The 24834-nt window shown below is 69.1% G+C and carries 24 protein-coding genes and 1 riboswitch; of the genes, 10 read left to right on the top strand and 14 right to left on the bottom strand.

What is annotated here, in order from left to right; translation table 11 throughout:
• Window positions 1-195 precede the first annotated feature (195 nt).
• From ACIBH4_RS29710 to ACIBH4_RS29690, 5 genes are all read right to left on the bottom strand, one after another.
• Window positions 196-780: a C40 family peptidase gene (locus ACIBH4_RS29710; RefSeq protein WP_362502145.1), complete on the bottom strand. Its 585-nt coding sequence runs from the start codon at window positions 778-780 to the stop codon at window positions 196-198.
• A gap of 82 nt (window positions 781-862) precedes the next feature.
• A riboswitch (cyclic di-AMP (ydaO/yuaA leader) is annotated at window positions 863-1022 on the bottom strand.
• Between the two features lie 339 nt (window positions 1023-1361).
• Window positions 1362-2060 carry a class I SAM-dependent methyltransferase gene (locus tag ACIBH4_RS29705; protein ID WP_362502143.1) on the bottom strand — a complete coding sequence of 233 codons (699 nt, stop codon included), beginning with the start codon at window positions 2058-2060 and terminating at the stop codon, window positions 1362-1364.
• 125 nt (window positions 2061-2185) lie between these two features.
• Window positions 2186-3136 carry an NlpC/P60 family protein gene (locus tag ACIBH4_RS29700; protein ID WP_362502141.1) on the bottom strand — a complete coding sequence of 317 codons (951 nt, stop codon included), beginning with the start codon at window positions 3134-3136 and terminating at the stop codon, window positions 2186-2188.
• Between the two features lie 315 nt (window positions 3137-3451).
• Window positions 3452-4084 carry a hypothetical protein gene (locus tag ACIBH4_RS29695; protein WP_362502139.1) on the bottom strand — a complete coding sequence of 211 codons (633 nt, stop codon included), beginning with the start codon at window positions 4082-4084 and terminating at the stop codon, window positions 3452-3454.
• A 100-nt stretch (window positions 4085-4184) separates the two neighbouring features.
• Window positions 4185-5447: an NYN domain-containing protein gene (locus tag ACIBH4_RS29690; RefSeq protein ID WP_362502137.1), complete on the bottom strand. Its 1263-nt coding sequence runs from the start codon at window positions 5445-5447 to the stop codon at window positions 4185-4187.
• A gap of 238 nt (window positions 5448-5685) precedes the next feature.
• Here ACIBH4_RS29690 and ACIBH4_RS29685 point away from each other — a divergent pair, with 238 nt between their 5' ends.
• The 3 genes from ACIBH4_RS29685 (at window position 5686) to ACIBH4_RS29675 (ending at window position 9075) form a co-directional block, all read left to right on the top strand.
• A complete protein-coding gene (locus ACIBH4_RS29685; protein ID WP_362502135.1) occupies window positions 5686-6816 on the top strand; it encodes a phosphotransferase family protein in 1131 nt (376 codons plus the stop codon).
• Window positions 6817-7007: 191 nt separating this feature from the next.
• The gene (locus ACIBH4_RS29680) at window positions 7008-8732 is read left to right on the top strand and encodes a DEDD exonuclease domain-containing protein (protein WP_362502133.1); all 1725 of its coding nucleotides are present in this window, start codon (window positions 7008-7010) and stop codon (window positions 8730-8732) included.
• Window positions 8733-8787: 55 nt separating this feature from the next.
• Window positions 8788-9075 (top strand): Lrp/AsnC ligand binding domain-containing protein, encoded by a 288-nt coding sequence (locus ACIBH4_RS29675; protein ID WP_350947478.1) that lies wholly within the window; start codon window positions 8788-8790, stop codon window positions 9073-9075.
• A 189-nt stretch (window positions 9076-9264) separates the two neighbouring features.
• Here the strand turns inward: ACIBH4_RS29675 and ACIBH4_RS29670 are convergent, their stop codons facing one another.
• The 3 genes from ACIBH4_RS29670 to ACIBH4_RS29660 all read right to left on the bottom strand — a co-directional run bounded on the left by ACIBH4_RS29670 (window position 9265) and on the right by ACIBH4_RS29660 (window position 11800).
• Entirely contained in the window at window positions 9265-10212 is a 948-nt protein-coding gene (locus tag ACIBH4_RS29670) for a histidine kinase (RefSeq protein ID WP_362502130.1), read from the bottom strand.
• 92 nt (window positions 10213-10304) lie between these two features.
• Window positions 10305-11369, bottom strand: a complete 1065-nt coding sequence (trpD, locus tag ACIBH4_RS29665; RefSeq protein WP_362765137.1) for an anthranilate phosphoribosyltransferase — start codon at window positions 11367-11369, stop codon at window positions 10305-10307.
• Window positions 11370-11401: 32 nt separating this feature from the next.
• Window positions 11402-11800, bottom strand: a complete 399-nt coding sequence (locus ACIBH4_RS29660) for a hypothetical protein (protein WP_362502258.1) — start codon at window positions 11798-11800, stop codon at window positions 11402-11404.
• 195 nt (window positions 11801-11995) lie between these two features.
• On the opposite strand from ACIBH4_RS29660, the gene ACIBH4_RS29655 reads away from it, so the two are divergent.
• The 4 genes from ACIBH4_RS29655 to ACIBH4_RS29640 are packed head-to-tail and all read left to right on the top strand — an operon-like array spanning window position 11996 to window position 16236.
• Window positions 11996-12613 (top strand): heme-copper oxidase subunit III, encoded by a 618-nt coding sequence (locus ACIBH4_RS29655; RefSeq protein WP_362502126.1) that lies wholly within the window; start codon window positions 11996-11998, stop codon window positions 12611-12613.
• Between the two features lie 16 nt (window positions 12614-12629).
• Entirely contained in the window at window positions 12630-13445 is an 816-nt protein-coding gene (locus ACIBH4_RS29650) for a c-type cytochrome (RefSeq protein WP_362502124.1), read from the top strand.
• A complete protein-coding gene (locus ACIBH4_RS29645) occupies window positions 13442-14554 on the top strand; it encodes a Rieske 2Fe-2S domain-containing protein (protein ID WP_362502122.1) in 1113 nt (370 codons plus the stop codon). The genes ACIBH4_RS29650 and ACIBH4_RS29645 overlap by 4 nt, the downstream gene beginning before the upstream one ends.
• Entirely contained in the window at window positions 14554-16236 is a 1683-nt protein-coding gene (locus ACIBH4_RS29640; RefSeq protein ID WP_362765140.1) for a cytochrome bc complex cytochrome b subunit, read from the top strand. Before ACIBH4_RS29645 ends, ACIBH4_RS29640 begins: the two co-directional genes overlap by 1 nt.
• Window positions 16237-16513: 277 nt before the next feature.
• On the opposite strand, the gene ACIBH4_RS29635 is transcribed toward ACIBH4_RS29640, so the two are convergent.
• The 4 genes from ACIBH4_RS29635 to coxB all read right to left on the bottom strand — a co-directional run bounded on the left by ACIBH4_RS29635 (window position 16514) and on the right by coxB (window position 20621).
• The gene (locus ACIBH4_RS29635; RefSeq protein ID WP_362502118.1) at window positions 16514-17743 is read right to left on the bottom strand and encodes an Ig-like domain-containing protein; all 1230 of its coding nucleotides are present in this window, start codon (window positions 17741-17743) and stop codon (window positions 16514-16516) included.
• 159 nt (window positions 17744-17902) lie between these two features.
• Window positions 17903-18298: a cytochrome c oxidase subunit 4 gene (locus ACIBH4_RS29630; RefSeq protein ID WP_362502116.1), complete on the bottom strand. Its 396-nt coding sequence runs from the start codon at window positions 18296-18298 to the stop codon at window positions 17903-17905.
• Window positions 18295-19953 carry a cytochrome c oxidase subunit I gene (gene ctaD, locus ACIBH4_RS29625; RefSeq protein ID WP_362502114.1) on the bottom strand — a complete coding sequence of 553 codons (1659 nt, stop codon included), beginning with the start codon at window positions 19951-19953 and terminating at the stop codon, window positions 18295-18297. Before ctaD ends, ACIBH4_RS29630 begins: the two co-directional genes overlap by 4 nt.
• Window positions 19950-20621, bottom strand: coding sequence for a cytochrome c oxidase subunit II (gene coxB, locus ACIBH4_RS29620; RefSeq protein ID WP_362502112.1), 672 nt, complete (start codon window positions 20619-20621; stop codon window positions 19950-19952). The genes ctaD and coxB overlap by 4 nt, the downstream gene beginning before the upstream one ends.
• Before the next feature lie 295 nt (window positions 20622-20916).
• Here coxB and ACIBH4_RS29615 point away from each other — a divergent pair, with 295 nt between their 5' ends.
• The 3 genes from ACIBH4_RS29615 to ACIBH4_RS29605 all read left to right on the top strand — a co-directional run bounded on the left by ACIBH4_RS29615 (window position 20917) and on the right by ACIBH4_RS29605 (window position 22833).
• Window positions 20917-22053, top strand: a complete 1137-nt coding sequence (locus ACIBH4_RS29615) for an aminotransferase class V-fold PLP-dependent enzyme (protein WP_362765143.1) — start codon at window positions 20917-20919, stop codon at window positions 22051-22053.
• 25 nt (window positions 22054-22078) lie between these two features.
• Window positions 22079-22348 carry a sulfurtransferase TusA family protein gene (locus ACIBH4_RS29610; RefSeq protein WP_362502108.1) on the top strand — a complete coding sequence of 90 codons (270 nt, stop codon included), beginning with the start codon at window positions 22079-22081 and terminating at the stop codon, window positions 22346-22348.
• Window positions 22349-22410: 62 nt separating this feature from the next.
• The gene (locus ACIBH4_RS29605; protein ID WP_362502106.1) at window positions 22411-22833 is read left to right on the top strand and encodes a CBS domain-containing protein; all 423 of its coding nucleotides are present in this window, start codon (window positions 22411-22413) and stop codon (window positions 22831-22833) included.
• Window positions 22834-23117: 284 nt separating this feature from the next.
• Here ACIBH4_RS29605 and ACIBH4_RS29600 read toward each other — a convergent pair whose 3' ends face one another.
• Window positions 23118-24104 carry a carbohydrate kinase family protein gene (locus tag ACIBH4_RS29600; protein WP_362502104.1) on the bottom strand — a complete coding sequence of 329 codons (987 nt, stop codon included), beginning with the start codon at window positions 24102-24104 and terminating at the stop codon, window positions 23118-23120.
• Between the two features lie 210 nt (window positions 24105-24314).
• On the bottom strand, window positions 24315-24668 hold the full coding sequence (locus ACIBH4_RS29595; RefSeq protein WP_030910261.1) for an iron-sulfur cluster assembly accessory protein: 354 nt from the start codon (window positions 24666-24668) through the stop codon (window positions 24315-24317).
• Window positions 24669-24834 lie beyond the last annotated feature (166 nt).

Here is a 24834-nt window from a genome sequence, read left to right as displayed (position 1 = left end):
TTCGGGTCCGGCGCTCGGGCTCCGGTTCGGGTCCGGCGCTCGGGCTCCGGTTCGGGTCCGGCGCTCGGGCTCCGGTTCGGGTCCGGCGCTCGGGCTCCGGTTCGGGTCCGGCGCTCGGGCTCGGGTCCGGCGCTCGGGCTCGGGTCTCGGGAGCCGCGCTCGACGCGGTCCCGGGTTCCCCACCCGGGCGCGGGCTCAGGCTCCGGGCCGTGCCGCTCCGGCGAAGGAGGACTTGTAGTAGCCCGCCAGCTTCACGACACGAACCGTCTTGCCACTGCTCGGCGAGTGGACCATCCTGCCCTTGCCGACGTACATGCCGACGTGGCCCTTCCCGCTGAAGAACATCAGGTCACCGGGGCGCAGCTTGCTCCACGAGACCTTCTTCTTGAGCGCCCTGTACTGGCTGTGCGTGACCCTGGGGAGGGAGACGCCCGCCTTCTTCCAGGCGTACCGGACGAGCCCCGAGCAGTCGAACGCTCCGGGCCCGGAGGCTCCCCACCGGTAAGGGGTGCCGATCTGCTTCTTGGCCGTCGAGACCGCCTTACCGGCCCGGACCTTCTGTCGTGCCGCCTTGCTCATCTTGGCCTTGGCCTTCACCTTGGCCTTCGCCGTGGACTTGGCCTTCGCCGTGGCTGTGGCCGAGGCCTGAGTGACGGTCTTGGTGGTGCCTTCGGTCTTCTCAGAGACGCCGGCCGCGCTGTTGACCAGGATCTCGGGGGGACCGTCCGCCGCCTGCGCCGCCGTGGGCCCGAGGGTGACCGCTCCGGCTGAGGCGGTCAACGTGAGGGCGATACCGCCGAGGGAAAGGCGGAAAAGGCGCGACAGACGAGGGTTGTGCAGGGTGCTGGACAGGATTTCTCCTTGGGGCTTCCACTGATGCCTACCGGGTTAGCTGACGGATTCGGGCTTGGAAGATGCCCTACGGCATAAACATGCCGATTCACCCCTGGCCGCAGCGTGCTGGGCCTTTTGGGTCCCCGGTTCCATGCCTCCTGGCTGCATGGATTCGGCGGGCCGCCGTAATGATCTCCGCCCCCGACTGGGGGCACGGCGGCCGGCTGGATTCTTATGAGGGAACCGGCCCGAAGACCGACATTCGCCGCGACGGCGTGGCTTGCACGTCGCGACGCCAGAAGTTACCCCGATCCCCAACATTCGGCAAAGCATTCGCCAAATTCGGGAGAGCCGATCCCCATCTTGATCTTCCCGTTACCCCTGCTTAATGGCTATTTATGCTAATGAGATATGACTCTCGTCACATCCTTCGCATCACGCCAGACAGATCACGGTTTCGTAATGTTCGTCACATTCATGATGATCTAGTGATGATGGACCGTTCCCGGGTGATCGGCCGGACGCTCTCAGCGCCTGACACAGGTGTAGGCCCCGTAGATCGACTCCCGGAAGTCCGCCTCGGCGATCTCGAATCCGGCGGCGTCGAGCATCGGTTCGAGCAGCCATCTGAAGGTGCTGTACTCGGTGCGCAGATGCTCGGCGTAGTCCTCGCGCGTGTAGCCCAGCGCGGGGTCGTCCGCCGCACCGTCGAGCCAGCGGCCGAACACGGCGTCGGCCTCGTCCGGCCGGAAGTCGAAGATCAGGTCACGCAGGCGCAGGACGCCCCCCGGCCGTACGATCCGCGCGACGCGGTCGAGCGCGACGGCCTTCCAGAAGTCGGGGAGCTGATGGAGCGCGTGGCGGGTGTAGACCGCGTCGGCGGGCGGCCCGGTGTGCTCGTAGGACAGGAAGCCCGCCCGCACGCACTCAAGGGCGGAGAGCCCGTTCTCGGCGGCACGGGCGGCCAGGAAGTCGTGCATCGCCGGGGAGACGTCCACCGCCACCACCCGCGAGAACCGCCGCGCCGCGGCCAGGGCGAACTGTCCGGTCCCCGCGCCGAGCTCCACGACCGTCGCGCTCTCCCCCACACCGTGCCTCGCGAACACGGCGAGGTCCTCTTCGGGATCGGGCCTGCCCTGCTTCCGGTCGAACCCGGCGACGAACGCGGCGTCGAGGTGCTCCGGCCCGGCGTACGCGAGCTCGTCGGGTATCCATGATTTGATCATGTTCCGATGCTCGCAGCAGCACCGCGCCCGGCACATCCGGTTTTTCCGGCACCCTCACCCGGCACGAGAGCCGCGCCGCCCCCTGGAGGGCCGCTGTGGGGCCACGGGGAGCCACTGGGGAAACGTCAGGGGCGGACGGCTCCGACGATGCGGCGGCCGTAGGACGACAGCGGGACGGTCTTGACGACGTCGCCCGTCTGCGGGGCGTGCACGATCTGGCCGTTGCCCGCGTACATGCTGACGTGGCCGAGGCCCTCGCTGAAGATGAGGTCGCCGGGCTGGAGGTCGCTCAGGGAGACCTTGCGGCTCGCACCCCAGCTCCACTGCTCCCAGGTCGTCCGGGGAAGGGAGACTCCCCCGTTGCGCCAGGCGCCCTGGACCAGGCCGGAGCAGTCCCAGCCGGCCGGGCCCGTGCCGCCGTACCGGTAGGGCTTGCCGATCTGGGCGAAGGCGAACTGCAGGGCGGCGCGGGCGTTGCCCGAGGCGGAGCCGGTGTACTGGATCCCGGTGCTCTGGGGGTTGCCCACCTTGAAGGCGTTGAGCTCGCGCAGGAGCTTCGTCTGGGCCCTGACCATCTTTTCGGCCTTGGCCTTCTCCTCGGCCAGCTCGTCGCGCGTCTCGTCGGCCTCGACCAGGGCCTTCTTCGCCTCGTCCCTGCCGATCCGCAGCGCCTTGGTGGCCTCGTCGAAGGCGTTCAGCGACTGGGCGCGGGAGGTGGACATCTGGTCGGCGGCCGCCAGACCGCTCAGCAGGGCACCGGGGTCGGACTGGTAGATCATGCCTTCCCAGCCGTTGATCGACCCGACCTGGTAGCTGCTGACGGCCATCGAGACGAGCTCCTTGCGCAGCCCGACGACCTGCTTGTTCTTGCGGGTCAGATCGGCGTTCAGATCGCCGTACTTCTTCCTGGCCCGCTTCCACTTCTCCGAGGCCTGGTTGTACTTCTCGACGATCTGGTCGGCCTGCTCGTTGAGCTTCTCCAGCTTCTTCTTCGCCTCGGCGGGGGTCGGCCTCAGCTGGGCGGACGCTCCGCTCACCGGCATCGTCAACAGCGCGAGAGCGAGCCCTACCGCCACCGGTATCCGAATCAGTCCAACCGGCAAACCCGCCACGGCCACGTCAACGCCTCCCGACTGCACCAGACCTGCGGCGAATAGTACAGAAGAAGTAATGGTTGACTCACCTTTTCACCGGGTTTGCTCCTTGTTCGCAGGTGACCGCTTTACCCGCGGCCGACGGTTTTCTCCCCGGGGGGCGCCGTCGGCCGCGGGAGGCGGCCCTGTCAGGAGCGGCACCTCGGCCGCTGGGGGTGGCACCGCGGGAAGCGATCCCGCCGGGAAACGGGTGGTGTCTCGGCCGCGGGAAGCACCTCCGCCGGGACCCCGGGCGCGCTACCCGCAGGTGGCGATGTCGCAGATCTTGGCGGTCATCCTCCTGGCGTCGCGCAGCTGGACGCTCCAGTCACCCTTCGCCGGCTTGTAGTACTCCCCCGCCCAGAGATAGACCAGGACGGCGTTGCCCTTCCTGACCAGCACGCTCCGGTCACCGCCCACCCCGGCCTTCCTGCCGTAGTAGACCTGGCCGGAGATCCTCAGCGCCTCGTCACCGAGCCCGGTCAGGCGCGAGGAGGCGTAGCGGTAACTCGCGCCGGAGTTGGTCCTGGCCGCACACTTGACCAGGGCGGCACGCACCTGGGCTATGGCCGAGGCGGCCGAGGCCCGTGAGCCGTACAGAATCACCTGCTCGACCTTCATGAAGTCCGGCACGCCGGTGAAGGTCACTGTCCGGGCGGCCACGCGGCCGGTCGCGGCCAGTGTGCCCCTGTCGCACGGGTTGACGGCGAGCCTGGCCTTCGCCGAGTTGCCGACCGTCCAGTTGGTCTCGGGATCGTTGTCCTTCTTGGCGGCGTCCTTCTCGTACAGCAGGAAACCTCTGGGAATGGCGGCCGCCTCGGCCGTCGCGGGGGTGGTGACGGTCGCCCCTACGGCCAGGACGGCGAGGGCGAGCGTTATGATCTTCTTCATCTGAACCCTTTCAGCGCGGAGACCCCCGCCTTCAGCCGTGGGGAGAAAGTCAACGAATCGAGCCTCCTGGGTGATCCGATGCCCCACGCCCCCAAAAGGTTTACGCTCGGCCCAGACGTCTGAGAAGAAGCACCGAGGGCACCGGCCTCGCGCCCATCCTGCGCACCGACTCGGCCACCTCGCGATCCGAGGAGACCACCGCGATCGCGCGCCCCGCGGGCTCGGCGCGGACCAGCTGGCGGATCAGGTCGTCGGCGATCTGGTTCGGGGCGCTGAACAGCACGCGCACTCCCCTGGGTGCCGACACCGGGACCGGCCCGTTCAGCTCGGCGCCGTCGAAGACGCAGGTCAGCTCGGTGCGGGTCTGCGCGTAGAGCGCGCCGAGACCGGTGAGGAGACGGCTTCGCTGGTCGGCCAGGGTGAACGTGCCGTAACCGGTCTTGGTCACGTTGTAGCCGTCGACGATCAGATGGATCTGCGGCAGCGCGAGCAACTGGTCGAGCAGGGCGGGGTCGTCGTCGGCGAGCGCCCGCGCGGGAACCGCCTGGACCCCCTGCTTGCCCGGCGCCACCGAGACGACCGAGTCGGCGGGACGGTGGATGCCCGAGGGCAGGGCGAGCTCCCTGCGCAACCCCGCGGCGGCGTCCTGCAGGGCGTCGAGCAGCATCCGGACCTTGGTGTCCTCCACACTGCGGCCCTCGCGCGCGGCCCTGCGCGTCGACTCCAGCTGCCGCTCGGCGTCGGCGAGCCGCTCGCGCAGGCGGCGCAGCTCGCTCTCCACGGTGCTGCCCGCCGAGAGCGCGGCGGCCTTGGCCTCGTCGGCCACCTCCTGGGCCGCGGCGGCACGCGCCTCGGCCGCCTTGGTCCGCTCGCGGGCCTCGTGCAGCCTGCGGCGCAGGTCGGAGACCTCCGAGCGCGAGGTCTTGAGCTGCTCGCGCAGCCGCTCGGACTCCTCCTTGGCCGCGGCCTTCTGAGTGGCCAGCTGCTCGCGCAGCCGGGAGACCGTCTGCTCCTGGGCGGAGCCCTCGGCCGCGACGGCCGACCTCTCCAGCTCGGCGCGGGCCGCCTCCACCATGTCCGCCCAGCCCGGCGGCCTGGTCAGGTATGCGGCGGCGGCCACCATGACGGGCTCGGCCGCCGGCGGGACCGTGCCCTCGGCGAGGCTCGCGACCAGCTCGGGCCAGCCCGCGGTCAGCGTCTCCGCGACCAGCTCGCGGAACTTCTTGTCGACCTCCAGCTGCGCGGCGATCGGGGCGCCGCCCAGCTTGGCCCGCTTGCGGGGATCGAACCTGGCGATCCCCTTCAGCGGCAGTGGCACCGAGGCCGCGGGCATCGAACCGAGGATCTGGGAGGCCAGCTCCACAACGTGTAAGCGAACCTGCTCGGGTAACGGACGAGACAGGCCCTCTCCGGCTGAACTCATCACGGCCCCTACTCGGATCGGTCTTCACGTCAAGGGTACGGCTACCGCACCGTGACCCCGACCTGACCGTACGTGGACCGGCGATCGACGAGGCCGTGAACGCTTTATGGACAAGCGCTTGCTGCTGGGTTACGACTGTGCGGATCACCTTGTGACGCACGCCACCCGGGAGAGCGCGATGCATGAGCCGACGAACGAGCACGACCGGCGGACCCAGAAGATACGGACCTCGACCCGCGACCTCGGGGAGTTACGTGAGCGGATGAGGTCGTGGCTCTCCCTGAGGGTGGGAGGCCCGGTCACGATCTCTCCGCTTTCACGTCCCCAGAACAACGGCATGTCCAGCGAGACCCTGTTCTTCGACGCCTCCTGGGCCTCGGCCGAGGGCGGGTACGACCTTCCGTGCGTCGCCAGGATGGCCCCGGCGGACGAGGCCGTCCCGGTCTTCCCCGGCTACGACCTCGGCAGGCAGTACGAGGTCATGCGGCTGGCGAGGGAGCGCGCGGGCGTGCTCGCGCCCCGGACCCTGTGGTACGAGCCCGACCCCGGCCCCCTGGGCGCCCCTTTCTTCGTGATGGAGCGGCTCACCGGCGACGTACCGCCGGACGTGATGCCCTACACCTTCGGGAGCCGGCTGCTGGACGCCTCCCCCGCCGACCGCGACCGGCTGCAGCGCGGCAGCGTCGAGATCCTGGCCACGCTGCACGACGCCCGGTTCACCGCGGAGGAACTGCGCCCCCTGCGGAGCCCGGAGACGGGCGAAACGGCGCTGCGCAGGCACGTCGAGGAACAGCGGGCCTACTACGAGTGGGCGCACGGCTCCATGCCCGTACCGCTGCTGGAGCGGGCGTTCGCCTGGCTGGAGGAGCACTGGCCGGCGGATCCCGGACCCGACGTGCTGAACTGGGGTGACGCCCGTATCGGCAACGTGATGTACCAGGACTTCACCCCCGTGGCGGTGCTCGACTGGGAGATGGCCGCGATCGGCCCCCGCGAGTTGGACATCTCCTGGATGATCTTCCTGCACGCCTTCTTCCAGGAGATCACCGAGTTCATGGAACTGCCGGGGATGCCGGACTTCATGCGGCGCGAGGATGTATGCCAGACCTACCACGAAATAACGGGATACAAGCCTCGAGACATGGAGTTCTACGAGACGTACGCCGCCCTCAGGCACGGCAGCATCATGGCCCGCATCGAGCACCGCAGGATCCACTTCGGCGAGCGGGTCATGCCCGGCGACCCCGACGACCTGGTGATGCACCGGGCCACCCTCGAACGGATGCTGGACGGAAGCCACTGGGGCTGAGGCCCCGGAGAGAACACCGGTGAAGGCACCCGAGAAGGCACTCGTGAAGGCCACCCGGAAAGCCCGTCGGAGGTCCGTTGAAGGCCCTCGATGATCCGTGAAGGTCCCGGAGCTCCCCGCGCCCGGTGCGCACCGGGCGTGGAAGGGTCCGGTGCGGTAAATGTCGGTCGAGGCTTCTATGGTCGTGAATCGTGGACTACGCCGTGCAGGGAACACTCGACGAGCTGGGCACCCCGCTCAGCCAGGTCACCTTCGTCGTGTTCGACCTGGAGACCACCGGCGTCTCCGCGGGCGAGCACGCGATCACCGAGATCGGCGCCGTCAAGGTCAGGGGCGGCGAGGTGCTCGGCGAGTTCGCCACCCTGGTCGACCCCGGCTCGCCGATCCCGCCGTTCATCTCGGTGCTGACGGGCATCACCGACAGCATGGTGGTGGCCGCGCCGAGGATCGAGTCGGTGCTGCCGTCCTTCCTGGAGTTCGCCACGGGTTCCACCCTCGTGGCGCACAACGCGGGGTTCGACCTCGGGTTCCTCAAGGCGGCCTGCGCCGCGCACGGGTATCCCCCGCCGGCCCACCAGGTCGTCGACACCGTCGATCTCGCCCGCAAGCTGCTCACCCGCGACGAGGCTCCCAACTGCAAGCTGTCCACCCTGGCCAGGATCTTCAGCGGCACCGAGCCCTGCCACCGGGCGCTCGCCGACGCGCAGGCCACCGTCGACGTGTTGCACGCCCTGCTGGAGCGGGCGGGCTCCTTCGGGGTGCGGACGCTGGAGGAGCTCAAGGGCTTCGTCCGCGCGCCCACCCCCGAGCAGCGTCGCAAGCGGCACCTGGCCGACGCGGTTCCCGCGGGTCCCGGCGTCTACGTGTTCGAGGACGAGGGCGGCGACCCGCTCTACGTCGGCAAGAGCACCAACCTGCGCAACCGCGTGCGCGGTTACTTCACCGCGAGCGAGACCAGGCCCCGCGTCCGCGAGATGATCGGCATCGCCGCGAGGGTGAGGACCATCGGCTGCGCGACCTCGCTGGAGGCCGAGGTGAGGGAGCTGCGGCTGATCGGCTCGGCCAAGCCCCGCTACAACCGCAGGTCGCGCTTCCCCGAGAAGATGTTCTGGCTCAAGCTGACCGACGAGCCGTTCCCCCGCCTGTCGGTCGTCCGCGAGGTCAAGGACGACGCGGCCTCCTACCTGGGCCCGTTCAACAGCGTCCGCGCCGCGGAGGACGCCCGCACCGCCCTGCACGAGACGGTCCCGCTGCGGCAGTGCACCGAGCGGATCACCCCGCGCACCAGGCGTTCCGCCTGCGCCCTCGCCGAGATCGGGAGGTGCGGGGCGCCGTGCGAGGGCCGCCAGAGCCCCGATGAGTACGCCGTGCACGTCGTGGCGGCCCGCCGGGCGATGGAGCTGGACGCGGCCCCGGTCTTCTCCGCGATCGAGGCCAGGATGGAGCGCCTCGCCCTGGACCAGCGCTACGAGGAGGCCGCGGCCGACCGCGACCGGCTCGCCTCCTACGTCCGCACCTCGGCCCGCATGCAACGGCTGCGGTCGCTGACCACGATCTCCCAGATGGTCGCCGCCGCCCCCCTGCCCGACGGCGCCTGGGAGATCCACGTCGTCCGCTACGGGCGGCTCGCCTCGGCCGGGGTGATGCCGAGGGGCGCCCACCCCACCCCGTTCGTCGAGGCGCTGACCGCCACCGCGGAGACGGTGCCGCGAGGGCCCGGGCCGGTCCACGCCGCCAGCGCGGAGGAGACGGAGTGCGTCCTGCGCTGGCTGGAGTCCCCGGGGGTGCGGCTGGTGCAGGTGGAGGGCACCTGGAGCCTGCCCGTCTCCGGCGCGGGCCGGCTCAAGGCCCGCATCGACCGCGCCTACCAGACGGCCGAGCCGCGCAGGGCACGTGAGGGCCGCCCGCTGCGCTGACGGCCGCGCTGATAGCTTCTGAGGCGGCAAGCCGCACTCAACGAGGAGGAAGCTCGTGGTCACCGCGATCGTTCACATCAACGCCGAGGTGGACCGGATCCCCGAGGTCGCCCAGACGGTCGCCGAGATCGACGGGGTGAGCGAGGTCTACTCCATAACCGGGGAGTACGACCTGATGGCCATGGTCCGCGTCACCTCCTACGAGGAGATCGCCGAGGTCGTCCCCGGCCGGATCAACAAGGTCGACGGGGTGCTGCACACCGAGACCCACGTCGCCTTCCGCGCCTACTCGCGGCACGACCTGGACGCCGCCTTCTCGATCGGCCTCGGCGAGTCCGACTGACATCCAGGAGCATCCTCGGCCCACACGGGCCGAGCCGGAGCGCCGGGCGGGCCCGGCATCCTCGGCCCGCACGTGCCGAGCCGGAGCGCGGGGCGGGCCCGGCATCCTCGGCCCGTGTCAGCTCCCACGGACGGCCGCGTCCCCACCCGTACGGGCCGAGGCGGAGCCGCAGCGGGCCCGGCGGCATCCTCACCCCGTGTCGGAGCCTGAGGGGGCGCCATCCTCACCCGTACGGGCCGAGGCGGAGCGCGAGACCGGGACCGTGTCGTCCTCGTCCGCCTCGCCGACACCGGCGAATCCCCGGAGCGGCCCGACGACGGTGACGTCTCCCTCACTCATGCGGCCTCCCACCTCGCCCGCGGTGGGCAGCCTCGCCCGCACCTCGAAGCCCCCACCGGGCAGGGTCCCCGCCGCCAGCGTCCCGCCGAACAGGGTGGCCCGCTCGCGCATGCCGAGCAGGCCGTGCCCCGCGACGGCCGAGAGAGCGGCCCTGCCGTCGTCCCGTACCAGGACGTCGAGGAAACCCGGCCGCCAGCGCAGTGTGACGCGGACCGAACGGGCACCGGCGTGCCGCAGGGTGTTGGCGAGCGCCTCCTGGACGATGCGGTAGGCCACCAGTTCGAGGGCGAGCCCGACCTCGGCGGGCCTGCCGTCCTCGACCACGTCCACCCGCAGGCCCTTCTCCCTGACCTCGGCGAGCAGGTCGCGAAGGTCGGACAGTTTGGGCTGGGGCGTCCTGCCGGTCGAGGGGCCGTCGAGGTCGAGCAGCGAGAGGGTGCGCTGGAGCTCGACGAGTGCCTGGCGTCCCGTCTCCTCGGCCACCCGCAGGGTCTGCCTGGCCCGCTCGGGATCCTTGTCCATGATCATCCGTCCGGCGCCCACGCCGAGCGTCATCATGCTGATCCCGTGTGCGACGACGTCGTGCAGCTCGCGGGCGATGCGTGCCCGCCGCTGCGCGAGCTGGGCACCGGCCAGTGCCTCCCCCTGGTCGGCGAACCTGGCCTCCCAGGACCTGAGCCTCAGCAACAGGAGCCTGCGCTCCCACACCAGGCTCGCCACGGCCACGCCCAGTGCGAGCGCCGCACACGACAGCACGATGGGGAGCACCTGCTCGTCCAGGGGGTCAACACGCCACATGGCCGCAATCTAGAACGACTCCCCTCGGCGACACATCCTCTCTTGGGCGGATCTTCCATCCGCCCAAGAGGGGAGGACCCGGCGATCGAGGGTCAGGACGGCGTGAGCGCCCGGCTGACCTCGATCCAGCGGTCGAGGGTCTCGGCGGCGGCACCGGAGTCGACGGCCCGCGTCGCGCGCTCGTAGCCCGCGGCCAGCGCGGCGTTCAGGTCGTCACCGGCGCCCGCGCCCTCACCCGCGCCGTCGAGGGCGACCAGCGCGGCGGCGGCGTTCAGCAGTACCGCGTCACGGACCGGTCCCGTCTTGCCGCCGACCAGGTCGCGGACGGCCTGGGCGTTGAACTCCACGTCCCCCCCGCGCAGCGCGTCGGGCGCCGCCCTGGGGACGCCGAAGGCGGCCGGGTCGAAGACCACCTTCTCCATCGCACCCTGGCGCACCACCCAGACCGTGGAGGTCGTCGCGATGGTGAGCTCGTCCAGCCCGTCGTCACCCCTGAAGACCAGGGCGGAGACCCCGCGCTCGGCGAAGACGCCCGCGACGACGGGGAGCATGCCCTCGTCGAAGATGCCGATCGCCTGGGCCGCGGGCCTGGCCGGGTTGGTCAGCGGGCCAAGGAAGTTGAAGACCGTGGGGATGCCGAGCTCCTTGCGCGGCGGGCCCGCGAAGCGCAGCGCCGGGTGGTAGACCGGCGCGAAGCAGAAGGCGATCCCGGCCTCCACGGCGACCCTCGCGGTGTCGGCCGGGGCGAGGTCGAGCACGATCCCGAGGTGCTCCAGGACGTCGGCGGCGCCGCAGGAGGAGGAGGCGGCCCGGTTGCCGTGCTTGACGACCCTCGCCCCCGCCGCGGCGGCCACGATCGCGGCCATGGTCGAGACGTTGACGGTGTGTGCCCGGTCGCCGCCGGTGCCGACCACGTCGACGACGGGACCGGCGACCGAGAGCGGGGTGGCCCGCTCCAGCATCGTGCGCGCCAGGCCGGTCACCTCCGCGACCGTCTCGCCCTTCGCCCTCAGCGCCACCGCGAAGCCCGCGATCTGGGCGGGTGTGGCGGAGCCCGACATGATCTGGTTCATCGCCCAGGCGGTCTCGTCGGCCGTCAGGTGCTCGCCCGCGAGCAGGGCGGACAACAGCGCTGGCCAGGTGGTGCGCGCGTCCATCAGAGGTCTCTCCAGAGGGGGGTTCCGAGGGGCTAGCGGGCGGACAGGCGGGTGGCGGAGCGGCGTCGCATCAGGTCGGCGACGGTCTCGGCGAGGACGACCGGGTCGATCGGCTGCGGCACGACGGCCTCGGCGCGCGACCACTCGGCGAGCCAGCGGTCGTCGCGGCGGGCGATCAGCAGGCAGATCGGCGGGCAGTCGTGGACCTCGTCCTTGGCCTGGCGGGCCACGCCCATGCCTCCGGCCGGCCGAGCCTCGGCGTCGAGCACGGCGACGTCGATCTCTCCGGAGTCGAAGTGCTGGACGACCTTGGCGTGGGTGGCGCACTCCACGATCTCCACGAGGGGCACGTCTCCGGCGGGGCGGCGGCCGATCGCCTGCCGCACCTTCTCGCGGGTGCTCGCGTCGTCGCTGTAGACGAGAACCCTCATCTTGTCGTCGGTGCTCACGGTCGCGCTCACTATCCCTCGTCGATGTATGGTCACCTGGGATGCTACCGGTCGGCCGCTCCGGAGACCCAGGCCGGAGCCAGCGCCGAGAAAATTGCCCTATACGTCCACTTTGGGGGGGCGTAGGTACCCCCTAACGGGGGGTCGTGCGGCGACCCGAGCAGGAGAGCCGCAATAATGCTGCCCGTGGCGACAGCATCCGCAATTTCAACGACGACGACAGCACACTCGTCCCGCCGGCCCGATCTGGTCAGCGTCGGGACGATCGTCTGGCTGTCCTCCGAGCTCATGTTCTTCGCGGCGCTGTTCGCGATGTACTTCACCATCCGGTCGGTGAGCATCGGCCAGGGACTGCCCTGGCCAGAGGCCCATCTGAACGTCCCCTTCGCCCTGGCCAACACGACCATCCTGGTCCTGTCGAGTGTGACCTGCCAGATGGGCGTGTGGGCGGCCGAGAAGGGCCAGGTCGCCAAGCTGCGCTTCTGGTACATCGTCAGCTTCGTGCTGGGCTCCGTGTTCGTGGCCGGCCAGCTGTACGAGTACAGCGAGCTGGTTCACGAGGGGCACACGCTGTCGCACTCCGCGTACGACTCCGTGTTCTACCTCACCACCGGCTTTCACGGCCTGCACGTGACGGGTGGACTGATCGCGTTCCTGTTCATGCTGGGACGCACGTACGCCGCGAAGCGCTTCACCCGTGAGCAGGCGACCAGCGCGATCGTCGTGTCCTACTACTGGCACTTCGTCGATGTGGTCTGGATCGGGCTTTTCGTAACCATCTATGGCATTCACTAAGGAATCGGGGATCTCTGTGAATAGGATCACCGCTGGGCGGCGGCATCCCCTCGCGAGATACGCCGTCCTGCTTCTGGCCCTGGGCCTGATAGGCGGTGTCTACACCGTCGTGCTCTCGATCTCCCCGAGCCGGCAGGCCGACGCCGCCATCGCTTCCGGCAGGGCCGACGACGTGGCGGAGGGCAAGAAGCTCTTCGAGCAGAGCTGCTCCAGCTGCCACGGGCTCAACGCCGAGGGCACCGCCCAGGGTCCGACCCTGATCGGCGTCGGCGCCGCCTCCGTGGACTTCCAGGTCAGCAGCGGCCGTATGCCCCTGGCCAACCCCGGCGCGCAGGCACCGCGTAAGCCCCCGGCGCCCTGGGTCAACGAGGACACCATCCGGCAGCTCTCCGCCTACGTGCAGTCACTCGGCGGTGGCCCGACCATCCCGACCGACGAGCAGGTCGACGCCTCCAAGGGCGACAAGGCCAGGGGCGGCGAGCTGTTTCGCGCCAACTGCATCCAGTGCCACAACTTCGTCGGCTCCGGCGGCGCCCTGACCCAGGGCAAGTACGCACCGCCGCTCCACGAGTCCACCGAGAGGCAGATCTACGAGGCGATGATCACCGGTCCGCAGGCGATGCCGGTGTTCAACGACAGCATCATCACCCCCGAGCAGAAGCGGGACATGATCGCCTACATCGTGGGCGTGCGTGAGGAGCCCAACCCGGGTGGCGCCGGTCTCGGCCGCATCGGCCCGGTCACGGAGGGTCTGGTGGCCTGGATCGTCGGCCTCAGCCTCCTCTCCCTGGCCGCCATCTGGATCACCGCGAAGAGGCGACAGGCCAAATGACTGACAACAATCACGACATCGAACAGCCGGAGGAGCGCGCGCCCAAGCGCGTGATCGGCACCCCCTCCCCGGCGGCGAGCACCTCCCTTCTCGGCCATGAGGAGCCGAGAAGGGCTGAGCCCGTCCAGGTGCCCGGTGTGACCCCGCAGGACGAGGCGACCGCGAGAAAGGGCGAGCGGTACGCCGCCCTGTGCTTCCTCGTCGCCTTCCTGGGCGGCATCGGCTTCGTGGTGTCGTACGTGGTCTTCCAGGTCGGCGACCTCGAGACCACGCAGGTCTCCAACTTCGCGCTGGGCGCCTCGCTCACGCTGGCGCTGCTCGGGCTGGCCGCGGGCATGACGACCTGGGCCCGCATGGTCATGCCCAAGTACAACCTGATCCAGGAGCGCCACCCGATGGCCTCCGACTCAGAGACCAGGTCCTATGTGGGCACGACCTTCGTGCAGGGCGCGAACGAGAGCGGCATCCTCAAGCGCCCGCTGCTGCGCCGCACCCTGCTGCTCGCCGCCGCCCCTCTCGGCCTCGCCCCGCTGGTCCTGCTGCGCGACCTCGGCCCGAGCTACTCGGACTTCCCCGCCAAGCTCCGGCACACCGTCTGGGGAGAGAAGACCAAGGACGGCAAGCAGCGCAAGCTCATCGTCGAGGGAAGCGGCTCCCCCATCAGGGCCGCCGACTTCAACTCCCCGGGCGGCATCCTCTCCGTGGTACCCGAGGGATACGAGCACGACCTGAACGCGCTGGCCAAGGCCACACTGATCCTGATCAAGTTCCGTCCAGAGGAGCTCAAATCAGGAACTAACCTGAACTGGACACACGACGGGATCGTGGCGTACTCCAAGATCTGCACGCACGTCGGCTGCCCCGCGGCCCTGTACGAGCAGACCACCCACCACATCCTGTGCCCGTGTCACCAGTCGACCTTCGACGCCGCCGACGGCGCCAAGGTCATCTTCGGCCCGGCCGCCCGGCCCCTGCCTCAGCTGCCGATCGCCGTCGATAATGAGGGATACCTCGTCGCAACGGCGGACTTCCCGGTCCCCGTCGGCCCCAGTTTCTGGGAGCGCGGCGACGCCGAGGCCGAGGTCCGTGAGAACGGAGCCCAACAGTAATGAGCATGGAGACCGTTCCGAAGCCCATCGAGGGCGCGAGCACCTACGTCGACGACCGCATCGGCGCGGGAAACTTCCTGCGGCGCAACCTACGGAAGATCTTCCCCGACCACTGGTCGTTCCTGCTGGGTGAGATCGCCCTCTACTCGTTCATCGTCGTGCTGCTGACCGGCACGTTCCTGACGTTCTTCTTCAAGCCCGGCATGGGCCACGTCGAGTACACCGGGTCCTACGGTCCGCTGCAGGGCGTCGTCATGTCCGAGGCGTACGCCTCGGCGCTGAGCATCAGCTTCGACGTGCGCGGCGGCCTGCTGATGCGGCAGATGCACCACTGGGCGGCCCTGCTGTTCATCGGCGGCATGATGGTCCACATGCTGCGGGTGTTCTTCACCGGCGCCTACCGCAAGCCCCGTGAGTTCAACTGGCTGATCGGCGTGCTGCTGCTGACGCTGGCGCTGCTCGCGGGCCTGACCGGTTACTCCCTCCCCGACGACCTGCTCTCCGGCGCCGGTCTGCGGATCACCGAGGGCGTGGCGATCTCGCTGCCGCTGATCGGCACCTGGCTCACGTTCTTCCTCTTCGGCGGCGAGTACCCGGGCGAGGACGTCATCGCCCGCTTCTACTCGCTGCACATCCTGCTCATCCCGGCCATCCTGCTGGCGCTCATCTCGGCCCACATGATCCTGATGTGGGTCCAGAAGCACACGCAGATGCCGGGCAAGGGCCGCACCAACGAGAACGTGGTGGGCGCGCCGTTCTACCCGGCCTTCATGATCAAGGCCGGCGCCTACTTCATGTTCACCTTCGGGGTCATCGCGCTGCTGGGCACCTTCGCCCAGATCAACCCGATCTGGCTGTACGGTCCCTACACCCCCGCCGACATCTCGGCGGGCTCGCAGCCCGACTTCTACATGGGCTTCCTCGAAGGCTCGCTGCGCCTCATGCCCGCCTGGGAGCTCAACCTCTTCGGCGGCGCGGGTGGCACGGTCGCGATGAGCGTGCTCATCCCGGCCCTGGTGCCGATGGGCATCGTGATGACGGGCCTGGCGCTGTATCCGTTCATCGAGCAGTGGGTCACCGGGGACCGCCGCGAGCACCACGTCGTGGACCGTCCCCGCAACAACCCGCACCGCACCGCGATCGGCATGTCGGCGATCACGTTCTACGGTGTCCTGTGGCTGCTGGGCGCCAACGACGAGATCTCCGCGTTCTTCCACATCTCGCTGAACTGGACGACCTACGCCGGCCGGTTCCTGGTCATCGCGGGTCCCGTGATCGCCTACATCGTCACCTACCGGATCTGCCTCGGCCTGCAGCGCAGCGACGCGGCGATCATCAGCCACGGCGTGGAGTCCGGTGTGATCAAGCGGCTGCCCCACGGCGAGTACATCGAGGTCCACGTACCGCCGCACGAGGCGATCGAGGCCCACATGCGGGGCAAGGAGGCGGTCCCGATCGTCTCCGGAGACGGCGCGGGTCCGAAGAGTCGCGACGACATCCCCTCCAAGGGGATGCGCGGCCCGCTCGGCCGGCTCCGCGCCAAGATGAGCGCGGCGTACGGCGGCGAGAAGATCCCGCTGGACGACGGCCACGGCGAGGGTCACCACGCCATCGGCGACGGAAGCCACGAGGAGCACGCGACGGTCGGCCAGGGCGGCGAGGACAAGTCCCTGACCCGCTGATCCGTCACGGCCGGCACCACCCGGCCACCCGAGGGGCCCGGACACCACCCGGTGTCCGGGCCCCTCGTCGTTCACGGGTCCTTCGCGGGTCGGGAGACGCTTGAGCTGCCACGATGCCCCCGGAAGGCCCTCAGAGGACTTCTCGGGGGCTTTGGTGGAGCAGGTGAGAAGTCGGGGGCCGCTGAGCGCGTCTCCCGCCCTCAGCGGATTTCAGGGCGCCGCGGCCAGCGGCCGTCCCCGCCCCGAGGCGCTCAACCGCGTCCTCGCGTCGGGACCGTCAGACGTCGTCGGTGGTGAAGTGCTTGAGGCTGCTCCACTTGAGCCATTCCTTCCAGCTCTCCTGCCAGTGGCCCCACCCGTTGGTGGGCTCCAGGACGCGGGGCGAGCCGGTGATGATGATCGGGTCCCCGATCAGGGTGTTGTCGAGGAACCACTTGGCGTTGCTCGGGCTGACGTTGACGCATCCGTGGCTGACGTTGGAGTTGCCCTGGGAGCCGACCGACCACGGGGCGCTGTGGATGTACTCGCCGCTGTTGGAGATGCGGACGGTGTCGTAGACGGTCAGCTGGTAGTAGCCGGCGGAACCGGGGCCGATGCCCGGGGAGGTCATCACGGTGACGTTCTCCCTGGACATGGCGAGATGCACCCCGCTGGTCGTGTGGTACTTCCAGTCGCCGCCCTGCCCGGCGCTCATCGGCATCTCGCGGACGACCTTGCCGTTGCGTTTCACCGTGAGGTTGTGCGACTGGATGGTGCCCCGGGTGATCTGCGAGCGGCCGATCTTGAAGTTGACGACCTTGTTCGCGGCTCCGTAGAGGCCGTCACCGCCGCGCACCCCCGCGAGGCGGGCCTCGACCCTGACCTTGGTGCCCGAGGGCCAGAAGTTCTTCGGCCGGAAGTGCACGTTCCGGTTGTCGAACCAGTGCCACGCGCCCAGGACCGGCCTGGAGGTGCGGACGAGAAGGTTGCGCTCGATGGAGACGCGGTCGGTGACGTCGCGGTCGAAGGTGATCATCACCGGCATGCCGACGCCGACGGTGAGGCCGGTCGAGTCCCTGCCCGGCATGAAGCTCTCGATCGTGAAGGTCTCGTTGCCCTTCACCGTGGAGAAGGAGGAGGTCTTGGTGGTGACGGCGCCTTCCGGGTTGACGGCCGTCACGGAGACCTCGTAGGAGGCCCCGGGAGCCGCCAGGCCACTGCTGCGCCACTGTGTGCCGTCGGCGCTGAGAACGCCCGGCAGGGAGCCCTTGGCGCCCTTCACGGCCTTCACGGCGACCTGCTTGAGGGTGCCGCCCTGCGCCGCGACCAGGACGGGCGTGTCCGTGGCGACCCCGTTGGCCCTGTCGAGGGGGGCCACGGTGACGACGGCCGCGGCGGCGGCCGGGTTCTGTGACGCCTGCGGCGTCTTCTCGCCCTGTACGGCGGTGTTTCCCGAGCAGGAGGCCGTCACCAGTGCGAGGGCAAGCAGTCCCGCTCCCTGGCTCGAACCACGGATCGCGTGCCCCACATGAACTCCCCTGTCCCGGACTGAACCACTGAGTCAGTTATTACCCGGAGTAAGCGGTTCGCCACATAAGACGGCCATCTTGAGCGTCCAATAAACGCCAAAAAGCGGGCCACGGAAGCTCTTCCGTGGCCCGCCCGGTTTGTGGCGAGAAGCGCGGGGTCAGTGCGAGAAGTTGCCCCGGTAGTACTCGAAGACGAAACCGATCATGCTCATCACGATCGCGAAGACGCCGATCAGGAACAGCCACCAGCCGATGACCAGGCCGACCGCGCTGAGCGCGACGGCGAGGCAGACGAAGAGCGGCCACCAGCTGTGCGGGCTGAAGAAGCCGAGCTCCCCCGCGCCGTCGCTGATCTCGCCCTGCTTGTCGTCCTCCGGCTGGTCGCCGATGCGGCGGGCCGTGTACATCAGGTAGTAACCGATCATGAACGCGAAGCCCACCGAGATGGCCATCGCGGTCGTGCCGACCGGCTCCCTCGACCAGTACCAGTAGACGACGTCCACGGCGGCGAAGAAGACGCCGCAGAGGATGAACAGCCAGCCCTGGACCTTCATCGGCTCTCCTCCAGCTCACGGGCCGGGATGTGCGGGTGCTTGAGGTCGAACGCCGGGCGCTCGGACCGGATACGGGGCAGCGAGGTGAAGTTGTGCCTCGGCGGCGGGCAGGACGTCGCCCACTCGAGGGAGTTGCCGTAACCCCACGGGTCGTCCACGGTGACCTTCGGAGCGGTCTTGTGGGTCTTCCACACGTTGTACAGGAACGGCAGCGTGGAGGCGCCCAGCAGGAACGCGCCCACCGACGAGATCATGTTGAGGTCGGTGAACCCGTCGATCGGGCTGTAGTCGGCGTAGCGGCGCGGGAAGCCCTGCGCGCCGAGCCAGTGCTGCACCAGGAAGGTGGTGTGGAAGCCGATGAACAGCGTCCAGAAGTGGATCTTGCCCATCGTGTCGTTCAGCATCTTGCCGGTGAACTTGGGCCACCAGAAGTAGAAGCCCGCGAACATCGCGAAGACCACGGTGCCGAAGACCACGTAGTGGAAGTGCGCGACCACGAAGTAGGAGTCGGAGACCTGGAAGTCCAGCGGCGGGGAGGCGAGGATGACGCCGGTCAGGCCGCCGAACAGGAAGGTCACCAGGAAGCCGATCGAGAACAGCATCGGCGACTCGAACGACAGGTGGCCGCGCCACATGGTGCCGATCCAGTTGAAGAACTTCACCCCGGTGGGCACCGCGATGAGGAACGTCATGAAGGAGAAGAACGGCAGCAGCACCTGTCCGGTGGGGAACATGTGGTGCGCCCACACGGTGATCGACAGACCCGCGATCGCGATCGTCGCGCCGACCAGGCCGATGTAGCCGAACAGCGGCTTGCGGCTGAAGACCGGCAGGATCTCGGTCACGATGCCGAAGAACGGCAACGCGATGATGTAGACCTCAGGATGCCCGAAGAACCAGAACAGGTGCTGCCAGAGCAGCGCACCGCCGGTCTCCGGGGCGAAGATGTGCGTGCCGAGCTTGCGGTCGGCCTCCAGCGCGAGCAGCGCGGCGGCCAGCACCGGGAAGGCCATCAGCACCAGGATCGAGGTGAGCAGGACGTTCCAGGTGAACATCGGCAGGCGGAACATCGTCATGCCGGGCGCGCGCATGCAGATGATCGTGGTGATGAAGTTCACCGAGCCGAGGATGGTGCCCAGACCGCTGATGGTGAGGCCCACGATCCACAGGTCGCCGCCGATCCCGGGCGAGCTGATCGCGTTCGACAGCGGGGTGTAGGCGAACCAGCCGAAGCTCGCCGCGCCGCCCGGGGTGATGAAACCCGACAGGGCGATGAGGCTGCCGAAGGTGAAGAGCCAGTAGCTGACCATGTTCAGCCGCGGGAACGCGACGTCGGGGGCGCCGATCTGCAGCGGCATGAGCTCGTTGGCGAAGCCCGCGAACAGCGGGGTCGCGAACATCAGCAGCATGATCGTGCCGTGCATGGTGAACAGCTGGTTGAACTGCTCGTTGCTGGTGAACTGCAGACCGGGCTGCGCCAACTCCGCCCTCATGATCAGCGCCATCACGCCGCCGATCAGGAAGAAGATGAACGAGCTGATCAGGTAGAGGTGTCCGATGATCTTGTGATCGGTGGACGACGCCCACTTCGTGATGATCGAGCCCTTACGGGTCGGCACCGGGGAGTGGACAAGGGGTTCGTTAAGTGCGGTCACTGGGCACCCGCCTGGCTAGCGATGTACTGGTCGAACTCGGCCTGGGGCACGAGTTTCACCGAGAAGAGCATCCGGCTGTGGTCGACGCCACAGAGCTCGGCGCAGCGGCCGGCATAGACGCCGGGCTTGTCCAGGGTGTCGATCTCGAACTTGTTGTTCACCCCGGGGATCACGTCGAGCTTGAAGTGGAACGCCGGGACCCAGAAGGAGTGGATGACGTCCGGCGAGTGGAGGTCGAACCTCACCTTGCTACCGGTCGGCAGCACCAGCTCAGGCCCCTTGGTGTAGTCGAGGGCGGGCTGGCCGACCACCTGGGCGGTCTTGCCGTTGTACTCCGTGGTGAAGCGCCAGCTCCACTGGAAGCCCTCGACCTTGACCGTCACGTCGGGCTTCTCGGACATGCTGGTGATGTAGTTCTGGTCGCGCGCGGTGAAGAAGAAGAAGACGCCGACCATGATGATCGGCACCACCGTGTAGAGGATCTCGATCGGGAGGTTGTACCGCACCTGAGGCGGCAACTCGTCCTTGGAGTTCTTCTTCTTACGGTGGAAGGCGACGGACCACAGGATCAGGCCCCACACGACCACACCGGTGGCGAGGGCGGCGATCCACGATCCGTTCCACAGACTCTGAACGGCTTCGGACTGCTTGGTGACGCCCTCGGGCAAGCCGGCTCGGGACCAGTCTTCGGCACTGCACGCCGTCAGGGAAACCAGCAGCAGTGCCAGAGCGGCAGCGCGCGGCACCCGGCGGCGGGCCAACGGACGCCGTGCAGAACGGCGGGTCGGACTCACGGATCGCCTACCCCACAGATGAAGCCCAGGAGTCGCTCCTGGGCGGTCGTTTGTTCACGTTCAAGATTTCGTAGTTCACAGCTTCACGCTGGGGGACACATTAGCGCGGACCACCCTCGCCCTCCCCCGCAGCCCCCGCACGCACCGCGCGTGGTGCGACGATTGAGAGGTGGCGTACTTCGACGCGGCCTCCACGGAGCCGCTGCACCCCCAGGCTCGCGAGGCTCTGATCGCGGCCCTCGACGTCGGCTGGGCCGACCCCGCGAGACTGTACGGTGCCGCCCGCCGGGCAAGGATGTTACTGGAACAGGCGCGTATCGAGGTGGCCGAGGCGCTGGGCGCCAGGCCCGACGAGGTCTCCTTCACCACCTCGGGCACCCAGGCGGTGCACCTGGGCGTCCTCGGCACCCTGCACGGGCGCCGCAGGACGGGCCGCCGCCTGGTCACCTCGGCCGTGGAGCACTCCAGCGTGCTGCACGCGGCGGGGGTCCACGAGCGCGACGGCGGCTCGGTCGAGACGGTCGGCGTCGGCATCACCGGTGCGGTCGACCCCGACGCCTTCTGCGAGGCGGTCCGCGCCGAGGGCACGGCGCTGGCCTGCCTGCAGAGCGCCAACCACGAGGTCGGCACGCTCCAGCCGATCGCCGAGGCGGCGGCGGCCTGCGCGGAGGCGGGGGTGCCCCTGCTGGTGGACGCCTCCCAGACGGTGGGCAGGATGCCGCCGCCCCCCGGCTGGTCGGTGCTCGCCGCCGGCGCGCACAAGTGGGGCGGCCCCGCCGGGGTCGGCGTGCTGGTGGTCCGCAAGGGCACCCGGTGGCGCACCCCGCTGCCCGAGGACGACCGCGAGCGCCGCCGGGTCCCCGGGTTCGAGAACGTCCCCGCGATCGTCGCGGCGGCAGCCGCGCTGCGTGCCATGGTGGCCGAGTCGGCCGTGGAGTCCGCCAGGCTCTCGGCGCTCGTGGATCGTGTCAGGGCCGAGGTGCCCCGGCTCGTCCCCGACGTCGAGGTCATCGGTGATCCGGTCGCCCGGGCACCGCACATTGTCACCTTTTCGTGTCTTTACGTGGAAGGTGAGGCATTGCTCACCGAGCTCGACAAGGCCGGGTTCTCGGTGTCGTCCGGCAGTTCCTGCACGGCGAGTACGCTTCGTCCGTCGCATGTTTTGGAGGCCATGGGCGTGCTCACACACGGGAACGTCCGCGTTTCGCTACCCCGGGGCACCTTGACGGCGGATGTCGACCGCTTCCTCTCCGTCCTGCCGGGCATGGTGCGCAGGATCCGCGAGGAGGCGGGGGTCAAGCTTTGATCAACATTCGGGGAGTGAAGACGCGATGACCTCCAGCCAGGCCACCCCGGCGGGATCGGCGCAGCCTCCCGCCCTCACGATCGACGCGCTGGGCAAGAAGTGCCCGATCCCGATCATCATGCTCGCGGCCCAGATCAACGACGTGCCGCGCGAGGGGATCGTCGCGGTCCTCGCCGACGACCCGGCCGCCTTCACCGACATCCCGGCCTGGTGCCGGTTGAAGTCACACCACCACGTGGGCAGCCACGAGCTCCCCGAGGGCGGCTGGGCCATCCATGTGCGCCGCAATTACTGACATGTCCTGAAATTGGGTATGACCCTCCCCGAAAACACGCCCAAACAGTTCGGGGGGACGACATGAGCGGTGAGACGGCGAGAGATCTGATGCACACCGGGGTCAGGTGCGTCGAGGCGCACGAGACGCTCGACCGGGCGGCGCAGATGATGCGGGACATGAACGTGGGTGCCCTGCCCATCTGCGGCAGCGACGACCGGCTGAAGGGGATCATCACCGACCGCGACATCGTGGTCAAGTGCGTGGCACACGGCCTCGACCCCTCCACGACGACCGCGGAAGACCTCGCCACCGGCCTGGTCTGGGTGTCGTCGGACGCGAGCGTCGAGGAGGCGCTCGCCAAGATGGAGGAGAACCAGATCCGGAGGCTGCCGGTGATCGAGGACGGCCGCATCGTCGGCATGATCACCGAGGCCGATCTGGCGAGGAAACTGCCCGACGACAAGATGGCCGAGTTCGTGCATCGCGTCTACGCGAATCTCTGACACCAGGCACCCGACCGGCACAGGTGCCTGACGGTGGCCGCCGTACCGGCGGCACCGGCCGGGCCACCGCCGGGCGACGGCCCGGCCGGTGGTCCGATCGGCGGCTCGAACACGGTGCCCGGGAAAGACATGGGCCCGAAGAACCGCCGCGACACAACGGCTCAGAGGAGGCGTCGCGGCCGTGACGGCTCAGGGATGACGGTCACGGCCGTGGCGACTCGGGAGGAGCGTCACAGGCCTGGTGGCTCGTGGTGGCTCAGGCGCGGTGGCTCAGGCGTGGCGGCTCAGGCGTGGTGGCACTTCACGAAGGCGGCCACCTCGGCCGCGGCGTCGGCGCCGTAGGCGTCGGCGAGGCGCTCCAGGAAGACCTTCTGGCCGAGCTCGTACTCCTGGCCGCCGACACGCTCCAGGACGTGGGTGGCGGTGAGGTTGCCGACCTGGCCGCAGCGCTCCAGGGACAGCCCCCAGGCCAGGGCGGCGAGGAAACCGGAACGGAAGGCGTCGCCGACGCCGGTGGGGTCGACCTTGCCGAGCTCGGGCGCCGAGGGGACGTGCAGGGACGGCTCGCCCTTGCGGTCGATGACGACGCCCTTGGGACCGAGCGTGGTGACGCGGACGCCGACCCTGCCGAGGATCTCCTCGTCGCTCCAGCCGGTCTTCTGCTCGATCATGCCCTTCTCGTAGTCGTTGCCGAACAGATAGGCGGCGCCGTCGACCAGCTCACGGATCTGCTCCCCGGGCATACGGGCGAGCTGCTGGGAGGGATCGGCCGCGAACGGGATCGCGCGCTGGCGCGCCTCGGCGGTGTGCCTGAGCATCGCCTCGGGGTCGTTGGGGCTGATCAGCACCAGGTCCAGGCCACCGATCCGCTGGGCCACCGGGCCGAGCTCGATGAGGCGGGCCTCGGCCATCGCGCCGGTGTAGAACGAGGCGATCTGGTTGTGGTCCTCGTCGGTCGTACACAGGAAGCGCGCGGTGTGGTGCGTCTCGGAGATGTGGATGGACTCGCAGTCGACGCCATGGCGCTCCAGCCAGGAGCGGTAGTCGGCGAAGTCGGAGCCGACCGCGCCGACCAGGACGGGCCTGAGGCCCAGGCAGCCCATTCCGAACGCGATGTTGGCCGCGCAGCCGCCGCGGCGGACCTGCAGGTCGTCCACGAGGAACGACAGGGAGACCCGGTGAAGCTGATCGGCGATGAGCTGGTCACTGAAGCGGCCGGGAAAGGTCATCAGTTGGTCGGTCGCGATTGAGCCGGTGACGGCGATGCGCACGGGGTTCTTCTCCTCGTTGTCAGCATCTCTGGGAACGCGGGCGGTTGGTCCACGCGGGAAGATGAGCCACGCAAGAATACGCGACCTTGCTCGCGTCCCGCTCGTGTCAGCGTGCTATCCCGGCCGCGCATGCGAAAGCCCCGCGGGGGTGACCAATGTCACCCCCGCGGGGCGGGACATTCTCGCTTGCCCGACTCGCGGGTAACTCGCCTAGTTGAACGAGTCGCCGCAGGCGCACGAGCCGGTGGCGTTGGGGTTGTCGATCGTGAAGCCCTGCTTCTCGATCGTGTCGACGAAGTCGACGGTGGCGCCCACGAGGTAGGGGGCGCTCATCCGGTCGGTGACCACGCTCACGCCGTCGAAGTCGGAGACGACGTCGCCGTCCATCGAACGGTCGTCGAAGAAGAGCTGGTAGCGCAGGCCGGAACAGCCGCCGGGCTGCACGGCCACGCGCAGCTGGAGACCTTCCTCGCCCTGCTGCTCCAGCAGGCTCTTGACCTTCGCCGCGGCCGCGGAACTGAGGATCAGGCCCTGCGCCGTGGTCTCGCTGCTCTCAACCGACATGTTGGTGACTCCCGCGTCTGCGTCGGCCGCTCCCCGGGAACGGCTGTCTTTTTTGACGTCCTTCTCAGACGCTACCAACACCCGTCCCTCGGCACACATTCCTCAGCCGCCAGAACCATCCACCTTTGGACAAAGACCCCTCCCCCGGAATAAAGCCCCAATCCTG

The sequence above is a fragment of the Streptosporangium sp. NPDC050284 genome (assembly GCF_044459525.1).
GTDB lineage: Bacteria > Actinomycetota > Actinomycetes > Streptosporangiales > Streptosporangiaceae > Streptosporangium.
This window is presented reverse-complemented; position numbering and strand designations above follow the sequence as displayed.

What these genes read in the sequence shown, in the direction of transcription:
- ACIBH4_RS29605 (WP_362502106.1), top strand. Translation starts at nt 22,411, where the DNA reads ATGAGCGGTGAGACGGCGAGAGATCTGATGCACACCGGGGTCAGGTGC.
- ACIBH4_RS29640 (WP_362765140.1), top strand. Translation starts at nt 14,554, where the DNA reads ATGAGCATGGAGACCGTTCCGAAGCCCATCGAGGGCGCGAGCACCTAC.
- ACIBH4_RS29645 (WP_362502122.1), top strand. Translation starts at nt 13,442, where the DNA reads ATGACTGACAACAATCACGACATCGAACAGCCGGAGGAGCGCGCGCCC.
- trpD (WP_362765137.1), bottom strand. Translation starts at nt 11,369, where the DNA reads ATGGACGCGCGCACCACCTGGCCAGCGCTGTTGTCCGCCCTGCTCGCG.
- ACIBH4_RS29595 (WP_030910261.1), bottom strand. Translation starts at nt 24,668, where the DNA reads ATGTCGGTTGAGAGCAGCGAGACCACGGCGCAGGGCCTGATCCTCAGT.
- ACIBH4_RS29670 (WP_362502130.1), bottom strand. Translation starts at nt 10,212, where the DNA reads ATGTGGCGTGTTGACCCCCTGGACGAGCAGGTGCTCCCCATCGTGCTG.
- ACIBH4_RS29610 (WP_362502108.1), top strand. Translation starts at nt 22,079, where the DNA reads ATGACCTCCAGCCAGGCCACCCCGGCGGGATCGGCGCAGCCTCCCGCC.
- ACIBH4_RS29695 (WP_362502139.1), bottom strand. Translation starts at nt 4,084, where the DNA reads ATGAAGAAGATCATAACGCTCGCCCTCGCCGTCCTGGCCGTAGGGGCG.
- ACIBH4_RS29655 (WP_362502126.1), top strand. Translation starts at nt 11,996, where the DNA reads ATGCTGCCCGTGGCGACAGCATCCGCAATTTCAACGACGACGACAGCA.
- ACIBH4_RS29630 (WP_362502116.1), bottom strand. Translation starts at nt 18,298, where the DNA reads ATGAAGGTCCAGGGCTGGCTGTTCATCCTCTGCGGCGTCTTCTTCGCC.
- ACIBH4_RS29660 (WP_362502258.1), bottom strand. Translation starts at nt 11,800, where the DNA reads ATGAGGGTTCTCGTCTACAGCGACGACGCGAGCACCCGCGAGAAGGTG.
- ACIBH4_RS29705 (WP_362502143.1), bottom strand. Translation starts at nt 2,060, where the DNA reads ATGATCAAATCATGGATACCCGACGAGCTCGCGTACGCCGGGCCGGAG.
- ACIBH4_RS29685 (WP_362502135.1), top strand. Translation starts at nt 5,686, where the DNA reads ATGCATGAGCCGACGAACGAGCACGACCGGCGGACCCAGAAGATACGG.